The sequence below is a fragment of the Kitasatospora sp. NPDC086791 genome (assembly GCF_040685975.1).
GTDB lineage: Bacteria > Actinomycetota > Actinomycetes > Streptomycetales > Streptomycetaceae > Kitasatospora.
In genome coordinates, this window is the sequence record NZ_JBFBOC010000002.1 from 628,473 (window position 1) to 653,219 (window position 24,747).

A 24,747-nucleotide genomic window follows, 5' to 3' on the forward strand; every position below is an offset into this window, starting at 1 on the left:
GCGCGCCCCGCCGCGGGCCCGCACCGCCCCGAGCCCTCGAAGTCACAGGAGGGAGAATCGGCCCATGGTCCCGAACCCAGCCCGCCGCACCGCCCTCGCCGGCGCCGCCATCGAGGTCCTCGCCCGCGACGGCGCCCGCGGCCTCACCTTCCGCGCGGTCGACGTCCAGGCCGGCGTCCCCAAGGGCACGGCCTCCAACTACTTCGCCAGCCGGGACCACCTGCTCCACCAGACCGCCCGGCACATCCACCACCGGCTCGTCCCGGACCCGGCGATCCTCGCCGGACTGCTGCGCGCCCCGCGCGACCGCGCCCTGGTCACCGCCCTGATGCACGAGCTGATCCGCCGCATCACCGCCGACCGGGCCGGCTACCTCGCGATGCTCGAACTGCGGCTGGAGGCGACCCGCCGCCCGGACCTGCGGGCCCAGCTCACCGGCACCATCCGGGACGACCTGGAGGCCAACATCGCCTCCCACCTGGACGAGGGCCTCCCCGGCGACCGCGAGACCGTCGTCGTGCTCCACCTCGCCATGACCGGCCTGATCCTCGAACACCTCACCCTGCCCGAGGTGCTGGGCGTCGACGGCCTCGCGCCGCTGATCGACACCATCGTCGAGCGGATCGTCCCGGCCGCCTGACCGCACCGGGCGCGAGCAGGACGGGCTCGGCCACGGCCACCCCGACCACGTCGGCATCGCCGAGCGCGTCCGCGCCGCCTCCGGCGCCGAGGTCTGGGTGCACGAGTCCGACGCGAACTCCCGGCAGCCACGGCCGCCCTCGGGCTCAGAAGGCGTGCGGCGGTTTGCCCGTCCACCAGTTGCCGGGCGCGTCGGGGTCGCGGCTGGTCCAGTACTCGATGATCGCGTCGGTGAACTCGGCCGCGGACAGGACGCCGTCGCCGTCGGTGTCGAGGTGGCGGAAGGCCTCGTCGGCGTCGTCGCGGCAGAGGCCCGCGAAGTGGCCGCGCTGGAAGACGAAGAACTCGCCGGCGTCGATGGTCCCGCTGCGGTCGGCGTCGGCGACGGCGAGGAAGGCCTCGGCGAGCGCGCCGAGGCTGTCCCGGGCGGCTTCGGGGTCGTCGGCGAGCGACCCGGTCGAGGTGACGAACTGCTCGCGGGTGATCGCCTCGGTGCCGGCGGGCAGCCGGGCGAGGTGCAGGTCCTGCCAGATCGTCAGGTAGGCGCGGACGATCACGGCCTCCGCCTCCGAACCGTCCTGGTGGCCTAGCGAGCGGGCCACCGAGCGGCCCATCAGGACGTGGTCCCGTTCGGTGATCAGTCCGTCGCCGTCGGCGTCGAGGTGATCGAAACCGTGGTTGATCTTTGCGATGAGCAGGTCGTCCGACAATGTGTCCCCTCGGCTGGTGATTCCTGGGCTTCCTCCGTCACGTCGCCTGCACGCTAGTGCCTGGAGTCGCGTTCGCGCAGCTGAACGAAGGTCGAACGGCTGTGCAAGTTCGTCCCGGTGTCGCCCACCCCTCAGTCCTCCTGGTGGTCGGCCCAGACGTACGCCGCCGGCAACAGGTCCAGCACCGGCACGGTGCGCAGCCCGGTCCCCTGCCCGACGATGATCCGCAGCTCCGGGAAGTAGTCCAGCAGCGCCTGGCGGCAGCGCCCGCACGGCGGGATCACCCCGCGCTCCCGGTCGCCGACCGCCACGACGGTGGTGAGCTCGTACGCGCCCTGCCCGGCCGCCGCCCCGATGAGCACCAGCTCGGCGCACGGCCCGCCGGTGAAGTGGTAGGCGTTCAGGGCGGTGACGATCCGCCCGTCGGCGTTCCGCCCGGCGGCCGCCACGGTGTGGTTGTCGCCCCGCGCGTACCGCAGGGCCACCTCCCGGGCCGCCTCGACGAGCTCCGTGTCCACGAGCTCCGTGTCCACGAGCTCCGCGTTCACGGGCACCTGGTCATTGGTGGACATGGTGGCTTCACCTCTCCGATCGGAGCTGACGGGCTTTGATCATGACCCACTCGCCGGGGGCCGTCCTCAGTGCACCGCCGCCAGCAGCTCCCGGGTGTAGTCGGTGTGCGGCGCGTCGAACAGCCGGTCCCGGTCGGTGGCCTCGACGAGCCGGCCCCGGTGCATCACCGCCACCCGGTCGCAGAAGTGCCGGACCACGGCGAGGTCGTGCGAGACGAACAGGAAGGCCACGCCGAGGCGTTCGCGCAGCTCCATCAGCAGGTTGAGCACCTGCGCCTGCACCGAGACGTCGAGTGCCGAGACCGGCTCGTCCGCGATGATCAGGCGCGGCTGCGGGGCCAGCGCCCGGGCGATGCCGATCCGCTGGCGCTGCCCGCCGGAGAACTCGTGCGGGTAGCGGTCCAGGTGCCCGGCGCTCAGCCCGACCTGCTCCAGCAGCTCGGCCGAGCGCTCCCGCCGCTCGGCCGGGGTGAGCGGGGTGTGCAGGCGCAGCGGGGTGTCGAGGGTCTGGGCGACGGTACGGCGCGGGTTGAGCGAGGCGTACGGGTCCTGGAAGACCAGCTGGATCTCTCGGCTGAGTCGGCGCCGCAGCTCCCGGTCCGGGCGGGTGACGTCCTGGCCGTCGTACGACACCCGCCCGCCGGTGGGCCGTTGCAGACCGGCCAGGACGCGCGCGGTGGTGGACTTGCCGGAGCCGGACTCGCCGACCAGCCCGACCGTCTCACCGGGCGCGATCCGCAGGCCCACGCCCTCGACCGCCCGGACCGGCTCGGCCCGCAGGCCGGGGAAGCGCCGTCGGCCGGGGAAGTGCACGGCGAGGTCCTCCACCTCGACCAGCCACCGCTCGGGCCGCTCGACGACCCTCGGCCGGACCGTGGGCGAAGGTGACGGATCGTCAACAGTGGCAAGTCGACTGCCCGGTACGGAGTCCAGGCGCAGCGCCGCCCCCACCAGCGCCCGGGTGTAGGGCTCGCGCGGTGCGGCCAGCAGCTCGGCGGTCGGCGCGGACTCGACCCGGACGCCGCCGCGCAGCACCAGGGTGTGGTCCGTCGTCCCGGCGACCACGCCCAGGTCGTGGCTGACCAGGAGCACCGCGGTGCCGTGCTCGCGCTGCAACTCGCCGAGCAGGTCGAGCACTTGGCGCTGGATGCGAGCGTCGAGGGCGGTGGTCGGTTCGTCGGCGATCAGCAGTTGGGGGTCGTTCATCAGCGCCATCGCGATCATCACGCGCTGCCGCATCCCGCCCGAGAACTGGTGCGGGTAGTCGCGGGCCCGCGCCGCCGGGATGCCGACCCGGTCGAGCATCGTGGCTGCTCGCCGACGGGCCTCGGTGCGGCCCGCCCCGGGGTGGTGCAGCCGGTACATCTCGGCGAGTTGGGCGCCGACGCCGTGGAAGGGGCTGAGCGAGGTGAGCGCGTCCTGGAAGACCAGCGCGGCCCGGCCGCCCCGCACCGCGCGCAGCGCGGACTCCTCGGCGCCCACCAACTCCTGACCTCCCAGCCGGATCGAGCCGGTGACGGTGGTGGTGCGAGGGTCGTGCAGGCCGAGCGCGGCGAGCCCGACGGTCGACTTGCCGGATCCCGACTCGCCGACCAGGCCCAGGACTTCACCCGGCGCAAGGTCGAAGGAGAGCCCCTGGACGGCGGTCACCGGCGCACCGCCCCGCGGGTCGGCGAAGGTGACGGTCAGGTCGCGGACGCTCAGCACCGGCTCGGTGCCATCCCCGCCGCCACCGCCACCCGCGACAGCGGAACCCGCACCCGTAGACGTGGACTTCATCGAAACGCTCCCCTCAGTTCAGCCGGACACGCGGGTCGAGCCAGGCCACCGCGAGGTCGGCCAGCGCGACGAACAGCACCACGAAGCAGGCGGCCAGCAGCACCGCGCCGACCACGGCGGGCAGGTCCTGCCCGGCGACGGCCTGCGCGGCGAACCGTCCGATCCCGTTCAGCCCGAACACCGTCTCGGTGATCACCGCTCCGCCGAGCAGGGCCCCGGCCTCCAGCCCGAGCAGCTGCACCAGCGGCCCGGCGGCGCCGCGCGAGGTGTACTTGAGGTGGGCGCGCAGCCGCCCGAGGCCCTTGGCACGGGCCGTGCGGACGTATTCCTCGTTCATCGTCTCCAGCAGCTGCGAGCGCGAAAGGCGCGCGAAAACGGCCGAGTTGACGAAGCCGAGGACGAGCCAGGGGAGCAGCATCCCGCCCGCCCAGGCCGCCGGGTCCTCGGCCGGCGGGGTGTAGGAGGGCAGTGGCAGCAGCCCGGTGGAGTAGACCAGGAGCCACTGGGCGACGTACCCGAGGAAGTAGATCTGCACGCTGGCGCCGACCAGGGTGAAGCCGGACAGCAGCCGGTCGGTCCGCCGCCCGTGCCGCAGCGCGGAGACGAACCCGGTACCGAGGCCGAGTACCAGCAGGACGGCGAGCGCCCCGGCGGTCAGCGAGAGGGTGACCGGCAGGTGGTCGGCCAGCGCCTCGCTGACGGGCTGGTGCAGCCGGTAGGAGTAGCCGAGGCAGGGCGTGGCGCAGTGGATGGCCGAGCCGTCCACGTCGTTGATGTCCCGCCCGGCGACGACCCCGGCGAGGTAGTCGGTGTACTGGGCGACGAGCGGCTGGTCCAGGCCCATGCTCTGGCGCACCGCCGCGACCTGCCCGCTGTCGCAGCGCGGGCCGCAGGCGGCGCGGGCCGGGTCGGAGGGCGCGGCGTAGAAGAGGGCGAAGGCGGCGGCGGAGACCGCCACCAGGACGGCGAGGGCCTGGACGGCCCGTCGCAGGACGAAGGAGAGCATGGCCGATCCGGGGGTCGACGTGGCGGGGAGACAAGGAGGAAGCGAGGCAGGGAGGAAGCGAAGCAGGGAGGAAGCGAGGCAGGAAGGAGGGGAGCGGCCGGCCCCGGAAGCGGGCCCGGCCGCTCCCTGACCTCGGTGGGTCAGGACTTCAGGTACAGCCAGGCCAGCGAGACCGTCCCGTAGATCGGGTGGACGAACGCCCCGCCGACGTTGCTGCCGCGCAGCTGGCTGGTGGTCGGGTAGGAGAACGGCAGCACCGGCAGGTCCTTCATCACGGTCTGCTCCAGCGCGTACAGCTCCTTGGCCTTGGCGCGCGGCTCGCCGATCCGGTTGATCCGGTCGATCTCCTTGTCCACCTCCGGGTTGCGGTAGCGCGCGGAGTTGAGGTCGCTGCCGGCCCGCCCGTCGAAGGAGAACGGGATCAGCGTGGACGGGGTCGGCCAGTCGACCGAGGAGGTCTCCTCGAACAGGTCGTACGGGGAGTCGGCGCGGTGCACCTCGTCCAGGAAGGCCTTGGGGTCGACCGGCTTGGGCACGACGGTGATCCCCGCCTTGGCGAAGCCGTCCACCAGCACCTGGGCGACGCGCTGCCCGTTCGGCGTGTTCCGGTACGCGTAGGTCAGCCCGGCCGGTGCCTGCTTGGCCTTGGCGAGTTCGGCCTTGGCGGCCTCCGGGTCGCCCTCGGGCTTGGCCGGGTAGAGGTCGTACTTCTGCCAGTCGATCAGCGCGGGGGAGCTGAGCGTGGTGGCCGCCTCGCCGGTCCGGGAGCCGCCCTGGACCTGGCGGGCCTGCTGGCGCGGGTACGCGAGGTTCAGCGCCTTGCGGACCGCCAGGTCCGGGACCCGCTCGTTGTTGATCACCAGCTGGGTGACGAAGGCGCCCTGCCGGCCGGTGACGACCAGTTCCTTGGCCCTGGGGTCGGTGTCGGTCGTCTGGTAGAGCTCGGGGGAGAGGGTGTCGGAGGCGGTGGTGGCGTTGGCGCCGCCGTCCCGCCCGGAGAGGATCTCCTGGTTGAGGTTGAGCGCCTCCTTGCCGTACGTGAAGACGAACTTCTCCGGGTACTGGTTGCGGATCGGGTCGGTCTCCGGCTTCCAGGCCGGGTTGCGCTCCAGCACCATCCGGGTGTTCTGGACGTGCTCGACGATCCGGTACGGGCCGGTGGCGAACGGCTGGCGGTCGTAGTCCGTCCCGGTGTCCTTGTCCCGGCGCACCGGCGAGGAGGAGGACTGCGCGGCCATGTACGGGACGTCGGCCTGCGGCTGCGGGAAGTGGAAGACGACGGTGCGCTCGTCCGGCGTCTCGATCGCGGCCAGGTCGCCGTCCTGCGGGCCCGCGTACTTGGCGCGCGCGGCCTCGTAGTCGGCCTCGCCGGTGAGCCACTGCGGCCAGTAGGGCGGCCCGACCTCGTAGCCCTTGCCGAAGGTGCGCTCGATGCCGTACTTGACGTCCTGGGCGGTGATCGGCTTGCCGTCCTCCCAGGCCACGCCCTGCTTGAGCTTGTACGTCCAGGTGCGGCCGCCGTCGGCCGGGGTGCCGGTGTCGGTGGCCAGGTCGCCGACCAGCTTGGCCTTGCCGTCGACGACCTGGTACTGCGTCAGCTGACGCCCCCAGAGCAGCGAGGCGTTGTAGGCGGCGCCCGCGTACACCTTCTGCGGGTCGAGGTGGCGGAACTCGACGCTGTTGTACACGTTCAGCGTGCCGCCCGCGCGGGCGCCCGGGACGGCCGGGGCCGGGCCGGCGCTCTCCTGCTCGGTGCCGAGCGCGGCGGTCAGCGGGGAGGTCTCCTTGGTGGAGGCCCCGGCGCCGGCGGAGCCGGTGCTGCCCGCACCGGCCGAGCAGGAAGTCACCAGCAGGGCGGTGGCGATGACGGCGAGGGACGGTCTGGTCCAGCGCATGGCGAATCTCTCCTCGCCCCGGCGGATCGCGCCGGGGAGGCTCGGGTTGACGACATCGGAAGGGTCCGGCGGGTGTGCCGGGTATCGGGGTGCGGCGGATGCCGGGGTGTGACAGGCGCCGGGGTGCGGCAGATGCGCCGGGCAGGGCCGGGCAGGCCAGCCGGGCAGGGCCGGGCAAGCCAGGTACGCCGGGCGGGTCAGTCAGGCCCGGCGGGGTTCAGCGGCCGCCGGAGCGCGGGTCCAGCGCGTCCCGGACGGCGTCGCCGAGCAGGTTGAAGGCGATCACGAACAGCAGCAGCGCGACCCCCGGGAAGACCAGGTAGGTGGGATCGGCCTGGAAGACCTCCGAGCCGCGCGAGATCATCCGCCCCCAGTCCGGCACCGGCTCGGTGATGCCGACGCCGAGGAAGGACAGCGCGGCCTCGGCGGCGACGTAGGCCGGTACCGCCATGGTGGCGTGCACCAGCAACTGCGAGCGCACATTCGGCAGCAGTTCGTGGACGACGACGTGGAATCGGCTCGCGCCCTGGGCCCGGGCGGACTGCACGAAATCCCTTTCCCGGAGCGAGCGCACGGTGGCCCGCAGGGAAAGCGCGAGCGGAATCCAGCCGAACGCGGAGAAAACCAGGACCAACACCAGGAACTGCAGCCACTCCGGTTCCGCGGCGCCCGGATCGACCAGCCGGGACTGGATGACCGGACCGAGTGCGAGCAGCAGGAGCAGGGTCGGAAAGGCCAGCAGCACATTGGCCAGGAATCCGAACAGCCGGTCCGCGACTCCGCCGAGGTAGCCGACCGCGACGCCGGCCGGCACGCCCAGCGCGGTGGTCACGGTGGCGGCGGCGAAGGCGATCAGCAGCGAGGTCCGGATGCCGTACAGCAGCTGGGTGAACACGTCCCGGCCGAGGCCGGGCTCCAGGCCGAACCAGAAGTCGCCGGAGATCCCGCCGTTCGGCAGCACCGGCAGGCCACCATCGCTGAGCAGGCCGGGAACGTTCTGGCCGTAGTGCTCGGTCGGGTTCTTCCCGTACAGCGCGGCGACCAGCGGGGCCGCGGCCGCGAGGAGCAGGAACAGCGCCACGACGGCCAGGGCGGCGGTGCCGACCCGGTCCCGCAGGATCCGGCGGAGCAGGTTCGGGGCCGCGGTGGTCGCGGGCCCGGCCGCGGGCGCTTGGAGCGTGTCGACCACTGCCATGAGGCGTAACCCCCGAATTCTTCGCCGCCCCGTGGGTGAGGGTGCGCTGGTGTGCATTTCCGGTCCGGCCTCCGGGGGTTTCCCGGGGGCCGTTCGAGCGACATCAGATCGGATGCGTCCGAGGTTCCGCAAATCCCTCCGGCGGCTCTTCGGGGAATTCCTGCGGCATTGTTTCGGGACATGTGGCGGCTTCATTTCGCCGCAACGCCGGCGTTGCAAAAGAACGGACATAGGCCCCCAAACCGGGCCGGTCGTTCCGCATTCTGAGACCTCCGCCACAGTCCGTCCGATGTTGATACGATCCCGGTGGGCTGCGACTGGCGCGTAGGGATGGAATCAACCATCGGGAAGCGGCCTCGTGAACCCTCACGTGAAGTTGCCGAGCGCCTGGGCCATCCGCATCCCCACCAGGAGACCGCCTTGGCCCAGCAGCCCCACACCGCCGCGACCCCCGCCGCCGACACCGCCTTCCGCAGCGCCCTCGACGTGGTCGCCGGCGTCGAGCCGCGGATCGCCGCCGCCATCGGCCGGGAACTCGCCGACCAGCGCGCCTCGCTCAAGCTGATCGCCAGCGAGAACTACGCCTCCCCGGCCGTCCTCCTCACCATGGGCAACTGGCTCAGCGACAAGTACGCCGAGGGCACCGTCGGCCGCCGCTTCTACGCGGGCTGCCGCAACGTCGACACCGTCGAGGCCATCGCCGCCGAGCACGCCCGCGAACTGTTCGGCGCCGACCACGCCTACGTCCAGCCGCACTCCGGCATCGACGCCAACCTCACCGCCTTCTGGGCCGTCCTCTCCCAGCGGGTCGAGAGCCCGGCCCTGGAGCGCGCCGGGGTCCGCAACGTCAACGACCTCACCGAGGAGGACTGGGCGCGGCTGCGCCACGAGCTCGGCAACCAGCGCATGCTCGGCATGTCCCTGGACACCGGCGGCCACCTCACCCACGGCTTCCGGCCCAACATCTCGGGCAAGATGTTCGAGCAGCGCAGCTACGGCACCGACCCGGCCACCGGCCTGATCGACTACGACGCGCTGCGCGAGACCGCCCGCGAGTTCCGTCCGCTGATCATCGTCGCGGGCTACTCCGCCTACCCGCGCCTGGTCGACTTCCGCCGGATGCGCGAGATCGCGGACGAGGTCGGCGCCACCCTCATGGTCGACATGGCGCACTTCGCCGGCCTGGTCGCGGGCAAGGTGCTGACCGGCGACCACGACCCCGTCCGGTTCGCCCACATCGTCACCACGACCACCCACAAGTCCCTGCGCGGCCCGCGCGGCGGCATGGTGCTGTGCACCGCGGAGCTGGCCGAACACGTCGACCGCGGCTGCCCGTTGGTGCTCGGCGGCCCGCTCTCGCACGTGATGGCCGCCAAGGCCGTCGCCCTCGCCGAGGCCCGCCGCCCCGAGTTCCAGACGTACGCCCACGCCGTCGTCGCCAACGCCCGGGCCCTCGCCGAGGGCCTGCTGCGCCGCGGCGGCACGCTGGTCACCGGCGGCACCGACAACCACCTCGTCCTCGCCGACGTCTCCGGCTACGGCCTGACCGGCCGCCAGGCCGAGGCGGCCCTGCTCGACTCGGGCATCGTCACCAACCGCAACTCCGTCCCGCAGGACCCGAACGGCGCCTGGTACACCTCCGGCGTCCGCCTCGGCACCCCGGCCCTCACCACCCGCGGCCTCGGCACCGCCGAGATGGACGAGATCGCCGAGCTGATCGACACCGTCCTGCGCGCCACCACCCCCAGCACGGCCGCCAACGGCGCCCCGTCCAAGGCCACTTACGCCCTGGACCCGGCCCTCCGGGACGCCGTCGCCAAGCGCGCCGCCGACCTCCTGACCCCCTACCCCCTCTACCCGGGCATCGACCTCGCCTGAGCCCGGCCACGCGGTACGCCCGGGGGTGCCGAGCCTGCCCCGACACCCCCGGGCGACCCCCGACACCCCCGGGCGACTCCCGGTCCCCGGTTCGCCGCGATGAACTGCCCTACGAGCGGCACGAGTCGCCGCAGCCTGCAGTACAACGGCCTGCGGTGCGGCAGTTCACTGCCGCAACCCTCAGTACTGCAGCGACTTGTACCGCAGGAACTCCTCCAGCCCGTGGCGGCCCAGTTCGCGCCCGAGGCCCGAGTTCTTGTAGCCGCCGAAGGGCGCGAGGGGGTTGAAGCGGCCGCCGTTCAGGTCGACCTGGCCGGTGTCGAGGCGGCGGGCGAAGGCGGCCGCGGTGTCGGTGTCGTGGGCCCAGACGCCGCCGCCCAGGCCGTACGGGGTGCCGTTGGCCAGTTCGACGGCGTGGTCCTCGTCGCGGTAGGCGAGGATCACCAGGACCGGGCCGAAGACCTCCTCCTGGGCCACCGCCGTCTCCGGCGCCACGTCGGCGAGCACGGTCGGGCGGACGTAGAAGCCGGTGGGCAGTTCGGCGACGGGCTCCGAGCCGCCGACGACCAGCCGGGCGCCCTCTGCCAGCGCGCCGTCGATGTACCCGCGCACCCGGGCCAGTTGCTCGGCGTTGACCAGCGGGCCGATCCGGGTCTGCGGGTCGGCCGGGTCGCCGGGCAGGTACCGGGCGGCGGCCTCGGCGGCCCGGGTGACGGCCTCCTCGTACTGGTCCTCGTGCACCAGCAGACGGGTCCAGGCGCTGCAGGTCTGGCCGGAGTTGGCGAAGACGTTGGCGACGTTGCCCTTGACCGCGCGGGCGAGGTCGGCGCCCGGCAGCACCACGTTCGCCGACTTGCCGCCCAGCTCCAGGGCGACCCGCTTGAGGCCCCGGCCGGCCGTCTCGGCGACCTGCCGGCCGACGGCGGTGGAGCCGGTGAACGAGACCACGTCCACCTGCGGGTGGGCGACCAGCGCCGCGCCCGCCGTCGCCCCGGTGCCGGTGACCAGGTTGAACACCCCTGCCGGAAAGCCGGCTTCGTGCACCAGACGGGCGAACAGCCGGGCCACCAGCGGGGTGTCCTCGGCGGGCTTGAGGACCACCGGACAGCCGGCCGCCAGCGCGGGGACGACCTTGGCGACGATCTGGTGCAGCGGGTAGTTCCACGGGGTGATCGCCGCGACGACGCCGGCCGGCTCCGCGTGCACCACCGAGTTGCCGATCCGCTCCTCGAAGGAATGCTCGGCGAGCAGGGTCAGGTAGGAGGTCGTCACGGTCAGCGGCAGCCCGGCGTGCACGGCGGCGGCGAAGCCGACCGGGGCGCCGAGTTCGGCGACCACCGTCTCGGTGATCTCGTCCTGCGCGGCCTGGAGCCCGTCCCGCAGCCGGGTCAGCAGCTCCAGCCGCTCCGCGCGGGTGGTCGCGGCCCAGCTCCGGGCGGCCCGGCGGGCCGCCGCCACCGCCGCGTCGACGTCGGCCGCCCCGCCGGCCGGTACCGTGGCGAGCACCTGCTCGGTGGCCGGGTTCAGCACGGCCAGCGAGCCTGGGTCCCCGGAGGGCCGCCAGGCGCCGTCGATGTACTGGTCGCCGTGCTCCGCGTACTGCTGCACCGATAGTCCTCTCATCTGCTCAGACGTATGACTAACAGCGCTAGTCGGAGGCCAGTCAAAACGGCCCGGGCGGCCGTGCGCAAGAGCCGGCGCCCCGGAAGCGCGGAAGCACCGAACGGGACATAATGGGGCCACGCCCGACTACTGCCGTGTTCACCTTCCCGTGGTCCGGTGGCGGTTCCGGAAACTCCCCACGCCAAGTCCTCCACACGGTGGTCGGTACGCAGGTACATTGCAGTGAACTCAGCGGCGGGGGACTACTGCTGACGACTTTCGACGTGCCGTGCGGCACGGTCGGGACCGGCGTCTCACGCGATCGGCCCGGAACTCTCCTCCCGCTGAGGTCCGGTGAGAGATCCACCGGTCCACCCGTCGCCCCGAAGGAGTTCCCATGACCGACGCCGTGTTGCCGGGCGAGTCGCAGCACGCCACCGAGCCGGCGATCCTGGACGACGTCCCCGGGTGGTTCTGGGACCACGACCGGCATTCCTTCGAGTGGTTCCTCGGCCGGCAGGAGAAGACCGGCGTCACCGGTGACCTGCTGGAGATGGGGGCCTACCTCGGCCGCAGCGCGATCGTGATCGGCGAGCACCTCCAGCCCGGCGAGACGTTCACCGTCTGTGACCTCTTCGACTCGGACGCGCCCGACGACGAGAACGCCGCCGAGATGGACCTCTCCTACCGGAAGACGCTGACCCGTTCGGCCTTCGAGCGCAACTACCTCGCCTTCCACGACGAGCTGCCGGAGATCATTCAGGCGCCGACCTCCGTCCTGGCCCACGGGCGCATCCCGGCGGGTGCCTTCCGCTTCATCCACATCGACGCCTCCCACCTGTACGAGCACGTCGTGGGGGACCTCCAGGTGGCCCGGGTCGCGTTGCAGGAGCAGGGCGTCGTCGTCCTGGACGACTACCGCTCACAGCACACCCCGGGAGTGGCGGCCGCGACCTGGGAGGCCGTGTTCAACCACGGGCTCCGGCCGATCCTGCTCACCGAGTGCAAGTTCTACGGCACCTGGGGCGACCCGGAGCCGTTCCAGCGTGAGCTGCTGGACCGGATCGACCTCGCGGCGGGCTGCCGGCTGAGCACCGAGACCCTCAACGGGCGCCAGGTGCTGCGCCTGACCGGTGACTCGGAGGGCATCGAGCCGTTCCGCGGCTCGCGCCACCACGACCGGCTCTCCGCCGAGTCGGCCCGCCGCCAAGCCGAGCAGTCCGCGGCGGAGGCCCACCGGGCGCTCCGGTCGGCCCGCGACCAGGCCGCCGTCGACCTGGCCGCCCGCCGGGCCCGGGCGGCCGAGGCGCGCCGCCCCGCCAACGTCGCCAAGCGCGCCGCCCGGGACCTCCTCCCGCCGGTCGTCACCTCCGCCATCCGCCGGGCCCGCCGCGGCTGACCGGTCCTGACCCGCGGGCCCCTGACCTCCGGACCCCCGGACCCGCCACCCCGCGCCCCGCAGCCGCTGCAGGCTGCCGCACATGCCGAAGGCCGGTCGGATGGTTCCGACCGGCCTTCGGCATGAACGCGGGATCAGACCCGGGAGGGCTCGCCCGCCGCGACCGCCGCCGGAGCGCCCTCGGCGCCCTCGACGAGCTCCACGTGCTCCGCGTGCTCGGCGTCCGCGATCTCCTGCCGGACCGCGGCCAGCGAGGGGTTGGCCCAGGCGCTGGCGACGCCCCAGTAGTAGAAGGCCAGCCCGATCGCGGCCACGATCAGCAGGTCCCAGCCCTCCGGCAGGTACCCGTGGCCGCCGAAGTCGCTGCTGCCCGCCCAGGAGACGCCGGCCATCACGAACAGGTAGGCGACCATCCACGCGCCCGCCGCCAGGTGCGGCTTCAGCACGGCGAACGGCTTGCGCAGCTCGTACCAGGCCCAGATCGGCAGACCGGCGGCCATCAGCAGGATGACCTTGCCGGTGAGCGGCCAGCGGGCCCAGTACAGCACCAGCGAGCCGAAGACCATCGCGACCGGGGCGATGACCGGCATGGAGCGCAGCCGGACCGGGCGCGGCAGGTCGGGGGCGAGGCGGCGCAGCGCCATCACGGCGACCGGGCCGGTGATGTACGAGATCACGGTGGCCACCGAGACGATCTCGGCCAGCGAGCCCCAGCCGCGGAAGACCGCGAGGAACAGGAAGGCGACCCCCAGGTTGAGCAGCAGCGCCGGGCGCGGGATGCCGGTCCCGGCGTCGACCTTGCCGAAGAGCTTCGGCAGGTGGCCGTTCTCCTGCACGCCGTGGATCATGCGCGAGGTGGTGGCGGCGTAGATCATGCCGGTGCCGGACGGCGAGACGAAGGCGTCCGCGTAGAGCACGATCGCCAGCCAGTTGATGCCCCAGGCGATGGCGAGGTCGGCCAGCGGCGAGGTGTAGGAGAGGCTGCTCCAGCCGTGGGAGAGGTCGGCGGCCGGGATGGCGCCGAGGAAGGCGATCTGCAGCGCGACGTAGATCACCAGGGCGATCAGGATCGAGCCGATGACGGCCTTCGGCAGCGACTTGCCGGGGTCCTTGGCCTCGCCGGCCAGGTTGAGCGGCGACTGGAAGCCGTTGAAGGCCCAGACGATTCCGGAGACCGCGACGGCGGTGAACACCGCGCTCCAGCCGTTCGGCGCGAAGCCGCCGTGGTCGGTGAAGTGCGCGCTGTCGAAGTGCGCGAGGAGCAGCGCGCCGGCGGTCAGCGCGGGCACGACGACCTTGAAGACGGTGATCGCCGTGTTGGTCTTGGCGAACAGCGTGATCGCGAACCAGTTGAGGGCGAAGTAGACGAGCAGCAGCACGCTGGCGAGCGCCACACCGCTGAGGGTCAGCTCCTGCCCGTCGTAGAGCCCCTTGGCCCAGCCGAAGTGCCAGGAGCTCATGTACTGGACGGAAGCGGTGGCCTCGCCCGGGATGACCGAGACGATGGCGATCCAGTTGGCCCAGGCGGCCAGGTAGCCGGCCAGCGAGCCGTGCGAGTACTGGCCGTACCGGACCATGCCGCCGGCCTTGGGGAACATCGAGCCCAGCTCGCTGTAGGTGAGCGCGATGGTCAGGGCCACCGCGGCGCCGATCACCCAGGCGAGGATCGATGCCGGCCCGGCGAGCCTGGCGGCCCGCTCGGCACCGAACAACCACCCGGAGCCGATGATCGACCCCAGCCCGACCGCGGTCAGGCTGATCGTGCCGAGCGATCGGCGGTAGTTCTGGTGTGATGCCGCCGAGGATTCGGGCTCACTCAACGTATCGGTCCTTTCGCTCGGGGTTCATCGGGTGGTGTCAGGGTTTTTGCGATTTTGCGCCGGTATTCCGGACAAACGCACAGCAGCTTATGGTCCGAAAAGGGGCGAATACCTCAGGGGAAGCTCAAACCGTTCGATCGTTGCCATCTCGTGTCCGGTTTCCGGACCGCCGGCGCCGGCGACCGGGGGAGGCGGCCGAGGGAGGCGGTCGGTGAAGGCAGTCGCGAGGGCGACCGGGAAAGGCCGCAGGGGGAGCACCCGCGGCAAAAAGAAATTCCCCGTGGGTTCCTTTCGGATCCCACGGGGAATTCGGTTGTGTCCGAGGGGGGACTTGAACCCCCACGCCCGATAAAGGGCACTAGCACCTCAAGCTAGCGCGTCTGCCATTCCGCCACCCGGACGGGGTGTGTGCTTCGGGGGTTTTTCTTTCGCCCCCTCGGCGACAGAGAGAACATTACCAGGCTTCTGGAGTGCTTCTCACCTGCGCTTCCTCGGGCCCGCGCCCCGGGGGCCGGCCGGGCCCCGGACGACCCGGCGCACAGGTTGGTACGGCTGGCGAACACGCTCGAACCCCGCCCGAACCGATGGCGACCGCGAAGGAACCGGTCGACTCCGGTGTCGACCGCGATCGGTTCCGGCCGGAAGCGGTCCGACACGGGCAAGTTGTCGACGGTGCCACAGCCGTCGCGACCGCTCTCCTAGCCTCTGTGGACCGAGGGCGCCATGAGCGGATCGCCTGATTCCCGGGTCGCGGACGAAGGGCGGCTGGACGTGGAGCAGATCAGCGGGACGGCGGAGGCCGAACCGAGACGCGGCGGGCCGGGGGACGGTCGGGGTGCCGCCGTCGCGGCGGCCGGCGGTCCGGCGGGCGGTCCGGCGGGCGGCCCGGTCGAGGGCCTGTGGCGCTTCCCGGTGCCCGCCGCCGAAGCCTCGGTGCCGCTCACCAGGCACGCGGTGCGCGACCGCCTGCTGGCCCAGGGCATGGCCGGGGTGCGCTATCAGGAATTGGTGGACGACCTGCTGCTGATCGTCTCGGAGCTGGTGAGCAACGCGGTGACGCACGCGGCCGAGTTGTCGCCCGAGGTGGTCACCGAGCTGTCGGTGCGCGGGGGCTGGGTGCGGGTGTCGGTCGAGGACGGCGACCCGTACCGGCCGAAGGCGCTGGAGAACGACACCGCCCGCACCGGCGGGCGCGGCCTGCTGCTGGTGAAGAGCGTCACGCTGCAGGCCGGCGGGGTGTGCGACGTCGAGCGGACCGGGGAGGGCGGCAAGGTCGTCTGGGCCTCGCTGCCCGTCCCCCCGGAGCCCGACCGCTGACCGGCCCGCCCGGACGAGAGCGCGCGGGGCCGGCCACCGGTCCCGCCCGGCTACCAGTCCCGCCCGGCGATCTCCCGGATCCCCGGCAGCGCCGCCTCGAACACGGTCTCGAACCAGACCGAGAACGGCCGCTCGGCCCGCAGCTCCCGCAGCTCCTGCGCGGTCACGAAGGCGAAGTCGTCCACCTCGTCCGGGTTCGGTGCGACCGGGGCAGTGACCAGCCCCACGAAGAGGTGGTTCCACTCCCGCTCGATCAGCCCGGAGGCCTCGTCCGGCAGGTCGTAGCGGACGGTGCCGGCCTCGCAGAGCAGCGCCGGGGCGACGCCCAGCTCCTCCGCGGTGCGCCGGGCGGCGGCGACGAAGGGCGGCTCCTCCGGGTACGGGTGGCCGCAGCAGGTGTTCGACCAGACGCCGGGGGAGTGGTACTTGCCGAGGGCCCGGCGCTGGAGCAGCAGGCGGCCCTGGCGGTCGAAGAGGAACACCGAGAAGGCACGGTGCAGCCGGCCCGGCTGCTGGTGGGCCCAGTGCTTCTCGGCGGTGCCGATCGTGACGCCCTCGTCGTCGACCAGCTCCAGCAGGATCTCGGTACCGCCGGCCGAGTCGGCCCGCGGGGCGACCGACACATCGGCCTCCACGTCGAGACCGGTGTCGATCTCGGCGTCGAAGTGCGTCGGGTCGGTCGGCAGACTCTGGGGCATGGGGCCTCTTTCCGGGGGCGGGAGCAACGGGAGCATCGGGTGCGTCCGGCGCACCGGGCGGCGCGCGGGCGCAGCGGGGGCACCGGCGCCGGCGTCGGGCTCCAGTCTGCCGTATGGGTGGCGGCGGCCAGGGGTCCCACGCACAACCGGGCGGATCATGACCCGGAGAGGTCGGAATCCGTACCGGGAACGGTCCGGGAAACCCCCATAAGGGTCACGATCGTCGGAGAACCGTTCGACGAGCGTTCGGCCGCCGTTCGACCGTCCCGGCGCGGTCCGGCCCGGACACCCGCCCGCACCCCGGCCGAACGCCGGTGCGAAACCGCCGTCCGCACCCCGGTGTCGCCCGCCGGTCGCCGCTCCGTCACCGTCTGGTCTCCGGGCGCGTTCGGGCCGGTCCGCCAAGTCGCCTACCATCACATACGACACGGTGCCCGGATCCGTGCCGGCACCGGCGCGCCGCTGCCCGGTCCGGTCGCACACCGGTCCGGCGAAGCAGCGCCGCCGCTCTCCGGCACGGCCCGCGCGCACAGCACGACGGATCAGGAGACCCCGCATGATCGGCCTCGTTCTGGCAGCCGGCGCCGGCCGCCGGCTGCGCCCGTACACCGACACCCTGCCCAAGGCGCTGGTGCCGGTCGACGGGGAGCGGACCGTCCTGGACCTCACCCTCGGCAACTTCGCCGAGGTCGGACTGCGCGAGGCCGCGATCGTCGTCGGCTACCGCAAGGAGGCGGTGTACGACCGCAAGGACGCCCTGGAGCGCACCTACGGCGTCAAGCTCCACCTGGTCGAGAACGACAAGGCCGAGGAGTGGAACAACGCGTACTCGCTCTGGTGCGCCCGCGAGCTGTTCGGCGAGGGCCTGCTGCTGGCCAACGGCGACACCGTCCACCCCGCCTCCGTCCAGCGCACCATGCTGGAGGGCAACCGGCGCCTGATCGACGGCGGCACCGCCCCCGGCATCCTGCTGGCCCTCGACACGGTGAAGAAGCTCGCCGACGAGGAGATGAAGGTCGTGGTCGACCCGGCCGCGGGCATGCGCCGGATCACCAAGCTCATGGACCCGGCCGAGGCGAGCGGCGAGTACATCGGCGTCACGGTGATCAACCCGTCCGCCGCCGCCGACCTGACCGACGCCCTGCGCGCCACCTACGAGCGGGACCCGCAGCTGTACTACGAGGACGGCTACCAGGAGATGGTCGACCGCGGCCTGCGGATCGACGTGCAGCCGATCGGCGAGGTCTCCTGGGTCGAGGTCGACAACCACGACGACCTGGCGAAGGCGCGGGAGATCGCGTGCCAGTACTGACCCGACTGGTCCCGTCGCCGCTGTTCGTCGAGATCCGCTCGGGCGCGCTGGACGCGCTCGGCGGGATCCTCGCGGACCAGCGCCTGTCGGCCTCGGGCCGGATCGCGGTGGCGATCAGCAACGGCTCCGGCGCGGCCATGCGCCGACGCCTGGAGCCGGCCCTGCCCGGCGCCGACTGGTACAACGTGGACGACGGCAGCCTGGACAGCGCGGTGCACCTGGCCGAGGCGATGCGCGGCGGCCACTACGACGCGATCGTCGGCCTCGGCGGCGGCAAGATCATCGACGCCGCCAAGTACGCCGCCGCGCGGGTCGGCCTGCCGCTGGTCGCGGTCGCCACCAACCTGGCCCACGACGGCATCTGCTCGCCGGTCTCCACCCTCGACAACGACGCCGGGCGGGGCTCCTACGGGGTGCCCAGCCCGATCGGCATCATCGTCGACCTGGACGTGATCCGGCAGGCCCCGCCGCGCTTCGTGGCGGCCGGCATCGGCGACGTCGTCTCCAACATCTCGGCCTGCGCCGACTGGGAGTTGTCGCACGCGGTCACCGGTGAGCCGGTGGACGGACTGGCCGTGGCGATGGCCCGCTCGGCGGGCGAGAACCTGCTGCGGCACCCAGGAAACACTCAGGATCAGGACCTCCTGACGGCCCTCGCGGAAGCCCTGGTACTGTCCGGCATCGCGATGAACATCGCGGGCAGCACCCGGCCTTCGTCGGGCGCCTGTCACGAGATCTCGCATGCCCTGGACGTGCTGTATCCCAAGCGGTCCGCCCAGCACGGCGAGCAGGTCGGCCTCGGTGCCGCGTTCGCCAGCTTCCTGCGGGGCGAGCGCGAGCTGACCGGTCTGATCGTGGAGCGCCTGGCGAGCCACGGGCTGCCGGTGACCGCGGCTCAGATCGGCTTCACCGAGGCGGAGTTCACCGAAGCGGTGCACTACGCTCCGAACACCCGCCCGGGGCGCTTCACCATCCTCGAACACCTCGACCTCTCCCCTTCCGCAATCAGGGACGCGTACGCCGACTATGTCCAAGCCGTCAACAGCTGACCCCTCCACCGCGGGCGCCGAACGGCCCCCGGTGGACCTGACCCGCCGGCCCTCGATCGAGGAGCTGCGCGCGGTGATCCACCCGGAGGGCATGCTCCAGCGCCGCAGCGCCGAGCACTGGGCCGGGCGCCTGTACATGCGGAAGATCTCGCTGCGGATCACCCGCGTGCTCTCCACCGTGACGGCGATCACGCCCAACGGCCTGACGTACCTGATGATGTTCACCGGCGTCCTGGCCGGTGCCGCGCTGATCGTGCCGGGCATCGTGGGCGCGGTCCTGGGCGCCCTGCTGATCCAGGTCTACCTGCTGCTGGACTGCGTGGACGGCGAGGTGGCCCGCTGGCGCCGGCAGACCTCGCTCACCGGCGTCTACCTGGACCGGGTCGGCCACTACATGTCCGAGGCTGCCCTGCTCACCGGCCTCGGCCTGCGCGCCACCGACCTGCTGCACCGCGCGGGCGGTGGCTCGCACTGGGAGTGGGCCTTCCTCGGCACGCTGGCCGCGCTCGGCGCGATCCTGATCAAGTCCGAGACGGACCTGGTGGACGTGGCCCGGGCCCGCAGCGGCCTGACGGCCGTGGAGGACAGCGCCTCGGTGCCGCGTTCGGCCACCGTGGCCAAGGCCCGCCGGGCGGCCTCGCTGCTGAAGTTCCACCGCCTGGTCGGCGCCGTCGAGGCCTCGCTGTTCATCCTCGCGGCCGGGATCGCCGACGCGGTGCACGGCGGGCTCTTCTTCACCCGGCTCGCGGTGGTCGTCCTGGCGGCGATCGCCATGCTGCAGACCGTGCTGCACCTGCTGAGCATCGTCCTGTCGAGCAGGCTGCGGTGACCGCCGTGACCAGTGCGGAGAGCTTCCGCCTCGGCGCCGTGATCATCACCATGGGCAACCGGCCCGCCGAGCTCAACGCCCTGATCGAGTCCGTCCGCGCCCAGGAGGGCCCGGAGGTCGAGCTGGCCGTGGTCGCCAACGGCGCCCCGCTGCCCCCGCTGCCGCCGGGCGTGCGCAGCGTCGAGCTGCCGGAGAACCTCGGCATCCCGGGTGGCCGCAACGTCGGCATCGAGCTGTTCGGCCGGGACGGCGAGGAGGTGGACGCCGTGCTCTTCCTGGACGACGACGGCCACCTGCCGCGCACCGACTCCGCCCGCCTGCTGCGCGAGGCCTTCGCCGCCGACCCGGAGCTGGGCATCGTCTCCTTCCGGATCGCCGACCCGGACACCGGCGTCACCCAGCGCCGGCACGTCCCCCGACTGCGCGCCAGCGACCCGCTGCGCTCGTCCCGGGTGACCACCTTCCTGGGCGGCGCGAGCGCCGTGCGCTGCAAGGTGTTCGAGGGGGCCGGCCAGCTGCCCGCCGAGTTCTTCTACGCCCACGAGGAGACCGACCTCGCGTGGCGCGCGGCGGACGCCGGCTGGGCCATCGACTACCGGGCGGACGTGGTGCTGCACCACCCCACGACCTCGCCCGCCCGGCACGCGACCTACTTCCACAACGTGGCCCGGAACCGGGTCTGGCTCGCGCGGCGGAACCTTCCGGCCCTGTTGGTGCCTCTCTATCTGGGAACCTGGTTCCTGCTCACCCTGGCCCGCCGCCCCTCCCCCGAGGCGCTGAAGGCCTGGTGGGGCGGATTCCGGGCGGGCTGGCGCGAACCCTGCGGTCCGCGGCGGCCCATGCGATGGCGTACCGTTTGGCAACTGACCAGGCTGGGCCGACCACCGATCATCTGATCTGATCGAATGATCGATCGCCTCGGCCGGTGATCACTCACCGGCCGGCTCCCCCCGAGATCCCTGTGGATCCCCATCGGCGCAACGGTCGGCGGACGCCGCCGACCGGCCGCCCCGACCGATCCCGCGTGAAGGACGAATGTGTCGACAGTGAGTGAACCCGTCAGCCTCTCGACCCCCAGGGGGGTGGACGCGGGCCTGACCCCCAAGCAGCTCGCGGACAAGTACGGCTTGTCGGTGAGCGGCGCCCGGCCGGGTCTGTTCGCCTACACCAAGCAGCTCTGGGCCCGGCGCCACTTCATCTGGGCCTTCGCCACCGCCCGACTGGTGGCCCAGTACACGGACGCCAAGCTCGGCCAGCTGTGGCAGGTCGTGACCCCGCTGCTCAACTGCGCGGTCTTCTACCTGGTGTTCGGCGTCATCCTGTCGAGCAAGGACGGCTTCCCGCCGGACACGTACATCGCCTGGCTCTGCATCGGCGTCTTCGTGTTCCAGTTCACCCAGAACGCGGTGCAGTCCGGCACCCGGGCGATCTCCGACAACCTCGGCCTGATCCGGGCGCTGCACTTCCCCCGTGCCAGCCTGCCGATCGCCTTCACCGTGATCCAGCTCCAGCAGCTGCTGATCTCGATGATCGTGCTGGTCGTGACCGTCCTGGCCAGCGGCATCGCCCCGGGCAAGACCTGGCTGCTGATCGTCCCGGCGCTGATCCTGCAGACGATGTTCAACACCGGCATCTCCCTGATCATGGCCCGGATCGGGGCCAAGACCAGTGACATCTCCCAGCTGATCCCGTTCGTGATGCGCGCGTGGATGTTCCTGTCCGGCGTGATGTTCAGCATCCAGGACCGGGTCCACAAGTGGCCGCACTACATCCAGGTGATCTGCAACGTGAACCCGGCCTCGGTCTACATGGACCTGCTGCGGCACGCCTTCGCGCCGATCATCTACAACAAGCACCAGCCCGTGTACCAGTCCCTGCCGCCGCACCAGTGGGTGTACGGGCTCGCCTGGGGCGTCGGGATGTTCGTCATCGGATACGTCTTCTTCTGGAAGGCCGAGGAGGAGTACGGCCGTGGCTGACGTCGACCTGAGCAAGAACGACTTCGTCCGGGACACGGACGTGACCCGCGAGCCCACCGTGGTCGTCGACGACGTGCACATCGTCTACCGGGTGCACGGCGCCGGCTCCGGCAAGGGCAGCGCCACCTCGGCACTGAGCCGCATCCTCAGCCGCCGGCGTGCCGCCGGCGTGCGCGAGGTGCACGCGGTCAAGGGCATCAGCTTCACCGCGTACAAGGGCGAGGCGATCGGCCTGATCGGCTCCAACGGCTCCGGCAAGTCGACCATGCTGGCCGCCATCGCGGGCCTGCTGCCGACCGAGAAGGGCGGCATCTACACCAACGGCCAGCCCTCGCTGCTGGGCGTCAACGCCGCGCTGATGAACGAGCTCACCGGCGAGCGCAACGTCGTCCTCGGCTGCCTGGCGATGGGGATGTCCCCGGCCGACGTGAAGGCGCGGTACCAGGACATCGTCGAATTCTCCGGCATCAACGACAAGGGCGACTTCATCTCCCTGCCGATGCGCACCTACTCCTCCGGCATGGGGGCGCGCCTGCGCTTCTCGATCGCCGCCGCGAAGACCCACGACGTGCTGCTGATCGACGAGGCCCTGGCCACCGGTGACCAGGCCTTCCAGCAGCGCAGCAAGCGGCGCATCGACGAGCTGCGCGGGTCGGCCGGTACGGTCTTCCTGGTCAGCCACGACAACAACTCGATCCGCGAGGTCTGCGAGCGGACGATCTGGATCGAGGCCGGCGAGCTGGTCATGGACGGCCCGACCGACGAGGTCGTCGGCCGCTACGAGCGCGGCGAGCGCCCGTAGCACCGCGGGTCGACCCACGGTGCTCGGCTGAGCCACCCCGCCACCAGGGCCGGTTCCGGAACCCCCGGGACCGGCCCTTCGGCGTTCTCCCCGCCGTTACCCCGGGTGGCCGCCGCCGCGGGGGTGAGCGGTCCGGCCCGGCAGGCGGGGCGCTCTTCTCCGGCGCGGCCCGCGGTGTCAGGCTGGTGGGCGCGGGGGCGGTGTGCCGGACGTGACGCCCGCGCTCGGACGCGTGTCCGAGTCGGACCGGTGGTACCCAGCGGTGTAGAACGGGGGAGTGACAGCAGTGTCGGCTTCGGCCCAGCCCAGTGATACGCCGGTGAACCGTTCCGCGGGTCAGACCCTGGAGAAGGCGGGGGCAGAGAACTTCCCGGTCGCCCCGTTCTTCCTGCCCGCGGCCTGGCGCGACGACCTGATGGCGGTCTACGGCTTCGCCCGCCTCGTCGACGACGCGGGCGACGGCGACCTGGCCGACCCGGCCGCCACCGCCCGCCTGCTCGGGGTCGAGCGGACGCCCCCGGCCACCCCTTCGGACCAGTCCGGCCCGCCGACTCCGGAGGAGACCGCCTTCCGGCTCGCCCTGCTCGACGGGCTGGAGCACGACCTGGACCGGGTCTTCGAGGCCGCGCTGCACCCCGCCTGCGCCGACCGCCCCCGCCACCCGCTGATGCGGGCCCTGGTCCCGCTGGTCGACCGGCGCGGCCTGACCCCCGAGTCGTTCCGCCGTCTGATCGAGGCCAACCGGGTGGACCAGACCACCGCCCGCTACGCCACCTACGACGACCTGCTCGGCTACTGCACGCTCTCCGCCGACCCGGTCGGCCGCCTGGTGCTGGCCATCGCGGGCGTCTCCACCCCCGAGCGGACCGAACTCTCCGACGCGATCTGCAGCGGCCTCCAGGTCGTCGAACACCTGCAGGACGTCGCCGAGGACCTGCGCCGCGGCCGGATCTACCTCCCCACCGAGGACCTGGAGCGCTTCGGCGTCACCGAATCCGACCTCGCCGCCCCCTCCGCCGACGGCGCGGTCCGGGAGCTGATCGCCTTCGAAGCGGAGCGGGCCCGCACCCTGCTCGATCACGGCGCACCATTGGTAGGTACGGTTCGGGGGAGGCTTCGACTGCTCCTGGCGGGATTCACCGCCGGCGGGTACGCGGCCCTGGCTGCCATCGAGGGCGCCGGGTACGACGTGCTCGCCCGGCAGGCGAAGCCGGACAAGCGCCGCCTCGCAGCGAAGGCGGCGGCCATCTTCGCGAAGGGAAGGTGAACGCCCGCGTGGCGGCATCACCACTGGCGTCGGCCCAGGTCATGGCGGCGTACCGGTACTGCGAGGCAGTCACCGGACTGCAGGCGCGCAACTTCAGCTACGGCATCCGGCTGCTGCCCGAACCCAAGCGGCTGGCCATGTCGGCCCTGTACGCGCTGGCCCGTCGGGTGGACGACATCGGCGACGGCGACCTCCCGGCCGACCGCAAGGCCGAGGCGCTGCTGCGCACCCGGGAACTGGTGGACGAGGTCCGCTCCGGGGTGGTCGCCGAGGACGACACCGATCCGATCAAGGTCGCCCTGGCCGACGCGGCCCGGCGCTTCCCGATCCCGCTCGGCGCCTTCGACGAGCTGATCGACGGCGTCGAGATGGACCTCAAGGGCGCCGAGTACCAGACGTACGAGGAGCTGAAGGTCTACTGCCGCTGCGTGGCCGGCGCGATCGGCCGGCTCTCGCTGGGCGTCTACGGCTGCGACGACCCCGAGCTCGGGGCCCGGTACGCGGACACCCTGGGCCTGGCCCTGCAGCTCACCAACATCCTGCGCGACCTGCGCGAGGACGCCCTGAACGGCCGCACCTACCTGCCTGCCGAGGACCTGGTCCGGTTCGGCTGCGAGCAGGGCTTCGCCCTGCCCAAGCCGCCGGTCGGCGCGGACTTCACCGGCCTGGTGGCCTTCGAGGCCGCCCGCGCCCAGGCCGCCTTCGAGGAGGGCCTGCGGTTGCTGCCGATGCTGGACCGCCGCAGCCGCGCCTGCACCGCCGCGATGGCCGGGATCTACCACCGGCTGCTCGGCCGGATCGCCGCCGACCCCGAGTCGGTGCTGCGCGGCCGGGTCTCCCTGCCGGGCTGGGAGAAGGCGTACGTGGCGCTTTCCGGGCTCGCCGGGGGGCGTTCTTGATTCTCGCGACAGTTCTGTCACGCTGTGTCAGCGGGGAATCACGTGCGGGTAGTTCCGTGTTGACCGAACGAGTACCGGCTTCAGCGACCGCCTCCCGGCG

At 72.3% G+C, this 24,747-nt stretch carries 21 protein-coding genes, 1 tRNA gene and 1 riboswitch; of the genes, 12 read left to right on the forward strand and 10 right to left on the reverse strand.

The genetic code is table 11. The annotated features are described in order from the left end of the window. The first annotated feature begins 64 nt into the window (after positions 1-64). A complete protein-coding gene (locus AB0Q99_RS06690; RefSeq protein WP_363569122.1) occupies positions 65-640 on the forward strand; it encodes a TetR family transcriptional regulator in 576 nt (191 codons plus the stop codon). 145 nt (positions 641-785) lie between these two features. Here AB0Q99_RS06690 and AB0Q99_RS06695 read toward each other — a convergent pair whose 3' ends face one another. The 6 genes from AB0Q99_RS06695 to AB0Q99_RS06720 all read right to left on the reverse strand — a co-directional run bounded on the left by AB0Q99_RS06695 (position 786) and on the right by AB0Q99_RS06720 (position 7,796). Beyond that, positions 786-1,349, reverse strand: a complete 564-nt coding sequence (locus AB0Q99_RS06695) for an EF-hand domain-containing protein (protein ID WP_363569124.1) — start codon at positions 1,347-1,349, stop codon at positions 786-788. 131 nt (positions 1,350-1,480) lie between these two features. Further along, complete coding sequence (locus tag AB0Q99_RS06700; protein ID WP_363569126.1) at positions 1,481-1,921, reverse strand: cytidine deaminase; 441 nt, start codon at positions 1,919-1,921, stop codon at positions 1,481-1,483. 66 nt (positions 1,922-1,987) lie between these two features. After that, positions 1,988-3,700, reverse strand: a complete 1,713-nt coding sequence (locus AB0Q99_RS06705; RefSeq protein WP_363569128.1) for an ABC transporter ATP-binding protein — start codon at positions 3,698-3,700, stop codon at positions 1,988-1,990. A 13-nt stretch (positions 3,701-3,713) separates the two neighbouring features. Beyond that, on the reverse strand, positions 3,714-4,706 hold the full coding sequence (locus AB0Q99_RS06710; protein WP_363569130.1) for an ABC transporter permease: 993 nt from the start codon (positions 4,704-4,706) through the stop codon (positions 3,714-3,716). A gap of 140 nt (positions 4,707-4,846) precedes the next feature. Then, entirely contained in the window at positions 4,847-6,601 is a 1,755-nt protein-coding gene (locus AB0Q99_RS06715; protein ID WP_363569132.1) for an ABC transporter substrate-binding protein, read from the reverse strand. A gap of 217 nt (positions 6,602-6,818) precedes the next feature. Next, positions 6,819-7,796 (reverse strand): ABC transporter permease, encoded by a 978-nt coding sequence (locus AB0Q99_RS06720; RefSeq protein ID WP_363569134.1) that lies wholly within the window; start codon positions 7,794-7,796, stop codon positions 6,819-6,821. 303 nt (positions 7,797-8,099) lie between these two features. Next, a riboswitch (ZMP/ZTP riboswitch) is annotated at positions 8,100-8,196 on the forward strand. A 20-nt stretch (positions 8,197-8,216) separates the two neighbouring features. On the opposite strand from AB0Q99_RS06720, the gene AB0Q99_RS06725 reads away from it, so the two are divergent. Continuing rightward, positions 8,217-9,674 (forward strand): glycine hydroxymethyltransferase, encoded by a 1,458-nt coding sequence (locus AB0Q99_RS06725; RefSeq protein WP_363569136.1) that lies wholly within the window; start codon positions 8,217-8,219, stop codon positions 9,672-9,674. Positions 9,675-9,854: 180 nt separating this feature from the next. Here the strand turns inward: AB0Q99_RS06725 and AB0Q99_RS06730 are convergent, their stop codons facing one another. Continuing rightward, the gene (locus AB0Q99_RS06730) at positions 9,855-11,282 is read right to left on the reverse strand and encodes an aldehyde dehydrogenase family protein (RefSeq protein ID WP_363569138.1); all 1,428 of its coding nucleotides are present in this window, start codon (positions 11,280-11,282) and stop codon (positions 9,855-9,857) included. Between the two features lie 391 nt (positions 11,283-11,673). On the opposite strand from AB0Q99_RS06730, the gene AB0Q99_RS06735 reads away from it, so the two are divergent. Beyond that, positions 11,674-12,675, forward strand: a complete 1,002-nt coding sequence (locus AB0Q99_RS06735; protein WP_363569140.1) for a class I SAM-dependent methyltransferase — start codon at positions 11,674-11,676, stop codon at positions 12,673-12,675. A gap of 134 nt (positions 12,676-12,809) precedes the next feature. Here AB0Q99_RS06735 and AB0Q99_RS06740 read toward each other — a convergent pair whose 3' ends face one another. Both AB0Q99_RS06740 and AB0Q99_RS06745 read right to left on the reverse strand, forming a co-directional pair. Continuing rightward, a complete protein-coding gene (locus AB0Q99_RS06740; protein WP_363569142.1) occupies positions 12,810-14,495 on the reverse strand; it encodes an APC family permease in 1,686 nt (561 codons plus the stop codon). A gap of 316 nt (positions 14,496-14,811) precedes the next feature. After that, positions 14,812-14,896, reverse strand: a tRNA-Leu gene (locus AB0Q99_RS06745). A gap of 322 nt (positions 14,897-15,218) precedes the next feature. On the opposite strand from AB0Q99_RS06745, the gene AB0Q99_RS06750 reads away from it, so the two are divergent. After that, positions 15,219-15,812: an ATP-binding protein gene (locus AB0Q99_RS06750; RefSeq protein WP_363569144.1), complete on the forward strand. Its 594-nt coding sequence runs from the start codon at positions 15,219-15,221 to the stop codon at positions 15,810-15,812. Positions 15,813-15,862: 50 nt separating this feature from the next. Here the strand turns inward: AB0Q99_RS06750 and idi are convergent, their stop codons facing one another. Further along, complete coding sequence (gene idi / locus AB0Q99_RS06755) at positions 15,863-16,510, reverse strand: isopentenyl-diphosphate Delta-isomerase (protein WP_363569146.1); 648 nt, start codon at positions 16,508-16,510, stop codon at positions 15,863-15,865. A 556-nt stretch (positions 16,511-17,066) separates the two neighbouring features. On the opposite strand from idi, the gene AB0Q99_RS06760 reads away from it, so the two are divergent. The 8 genes from AB0Q99_RS06760 (at position 17,067) to hpnD (ending at position 24,647) form a co-directional block, all read left to right on the forward strand. Further along, positions 17,067-17,822: a phosphocholine cytidylyltransferase family protein gene (locus tag AB0Q99_RS06760; RefSeq protein WP_363569148.1), complete on the forward strand. Its 756-nt coding sequence runs from the start codon at positions 17,067-17,069 to the stop codon at positions 17,820-17,822. Further along, entirely contained in the window at positions 17,810-18,871 is a 1,062-nt protein-coding gene (locus AB0Q99_RS06765; RefSeq protein WP_363569150.1) for an iron-containing alcohol dehydrogenase family protein, read from the forward strand. The genes AB0Q99_RS06760 and AB0Q99_RS06765 overlap by 13 nt, the downstream gene beginning before the upstream one ends. Positions 18,872-18,962: 91 nt before the next feature. Next, a complete protein-coding gene (locus tag AB0Q99_RS06770) occupies positions 18,963-19,700 on the forward strand; it encodes a CDP-alcohol phosphatidyltransferase family protein (protein WP_363569283.1) in 738 nt (245 codons plus the stop codon). 50 nt (positions 19,701-19,750) lie between these two features. Next, entirely contained in the window at positions 19,751-20,596 is an 846-nt protein-coding gene (locus AB0Q99_RS06775) for a glycosyltransferase (protein ID WP_363569284.1), read from the forward strand. 141 nt (positions 20,597-20,737) lie between these two features. Beyond that, positions 20,738-21,679, forward strand: coding sequence for an ABC transporter permease (locus AB0Q99_RS06780; protein ID WP_363569152.1), 942 nt, complete (start codon positions 20,738-20,740; stop codon positions 21,677-21,679). After that, positions 21,672-22,481 carry an ABC transporter ATP-binding protein gene (locus AB0Q99_RS06785; protein ID WP_363569154.1) on the forward strand — a complete coding sequence of 270 codons (810 nt, stop codon included), beginning with the start codon at positions 21,672-21,674 and terminating at the stop codon, positions 22,479-22,481. The genes AB0Q99_RS06780 and AB0Q99_RS06785 overlap by 8 nt, the downstream gene beginning before the upstream one ends. Before the next feature lie 319 nt (positions 22,482-22,800). Beyond that, on the forward strand, positions 22,801-23,748 hold the full coding sequence (hpnC, locus tag AB0Q99_RS06790) for a squalene synthase HpnC (protein WP_363569156.1): 948 nt from the start codon (positions 22,801-22,803) through the stop codon (positions 23,746-23,748). A gap of 41 nt (positions 23,749-23,789) precedes the next feature. Then, positions 23,790-24,647 (forward strand): presqualene diphosphate synthase HpnD, encoded by an 858-nt coding sequence (hpnD, locus tag AB0Q99_RS06795; RefSeq protein WP_363569285.1) that lies wholly within the window; start codon positions 23,790-23,792, stop codon positions 24,645-24,647. Positions 24,648-24,747 lie beyond the last annotated feature (100 nt).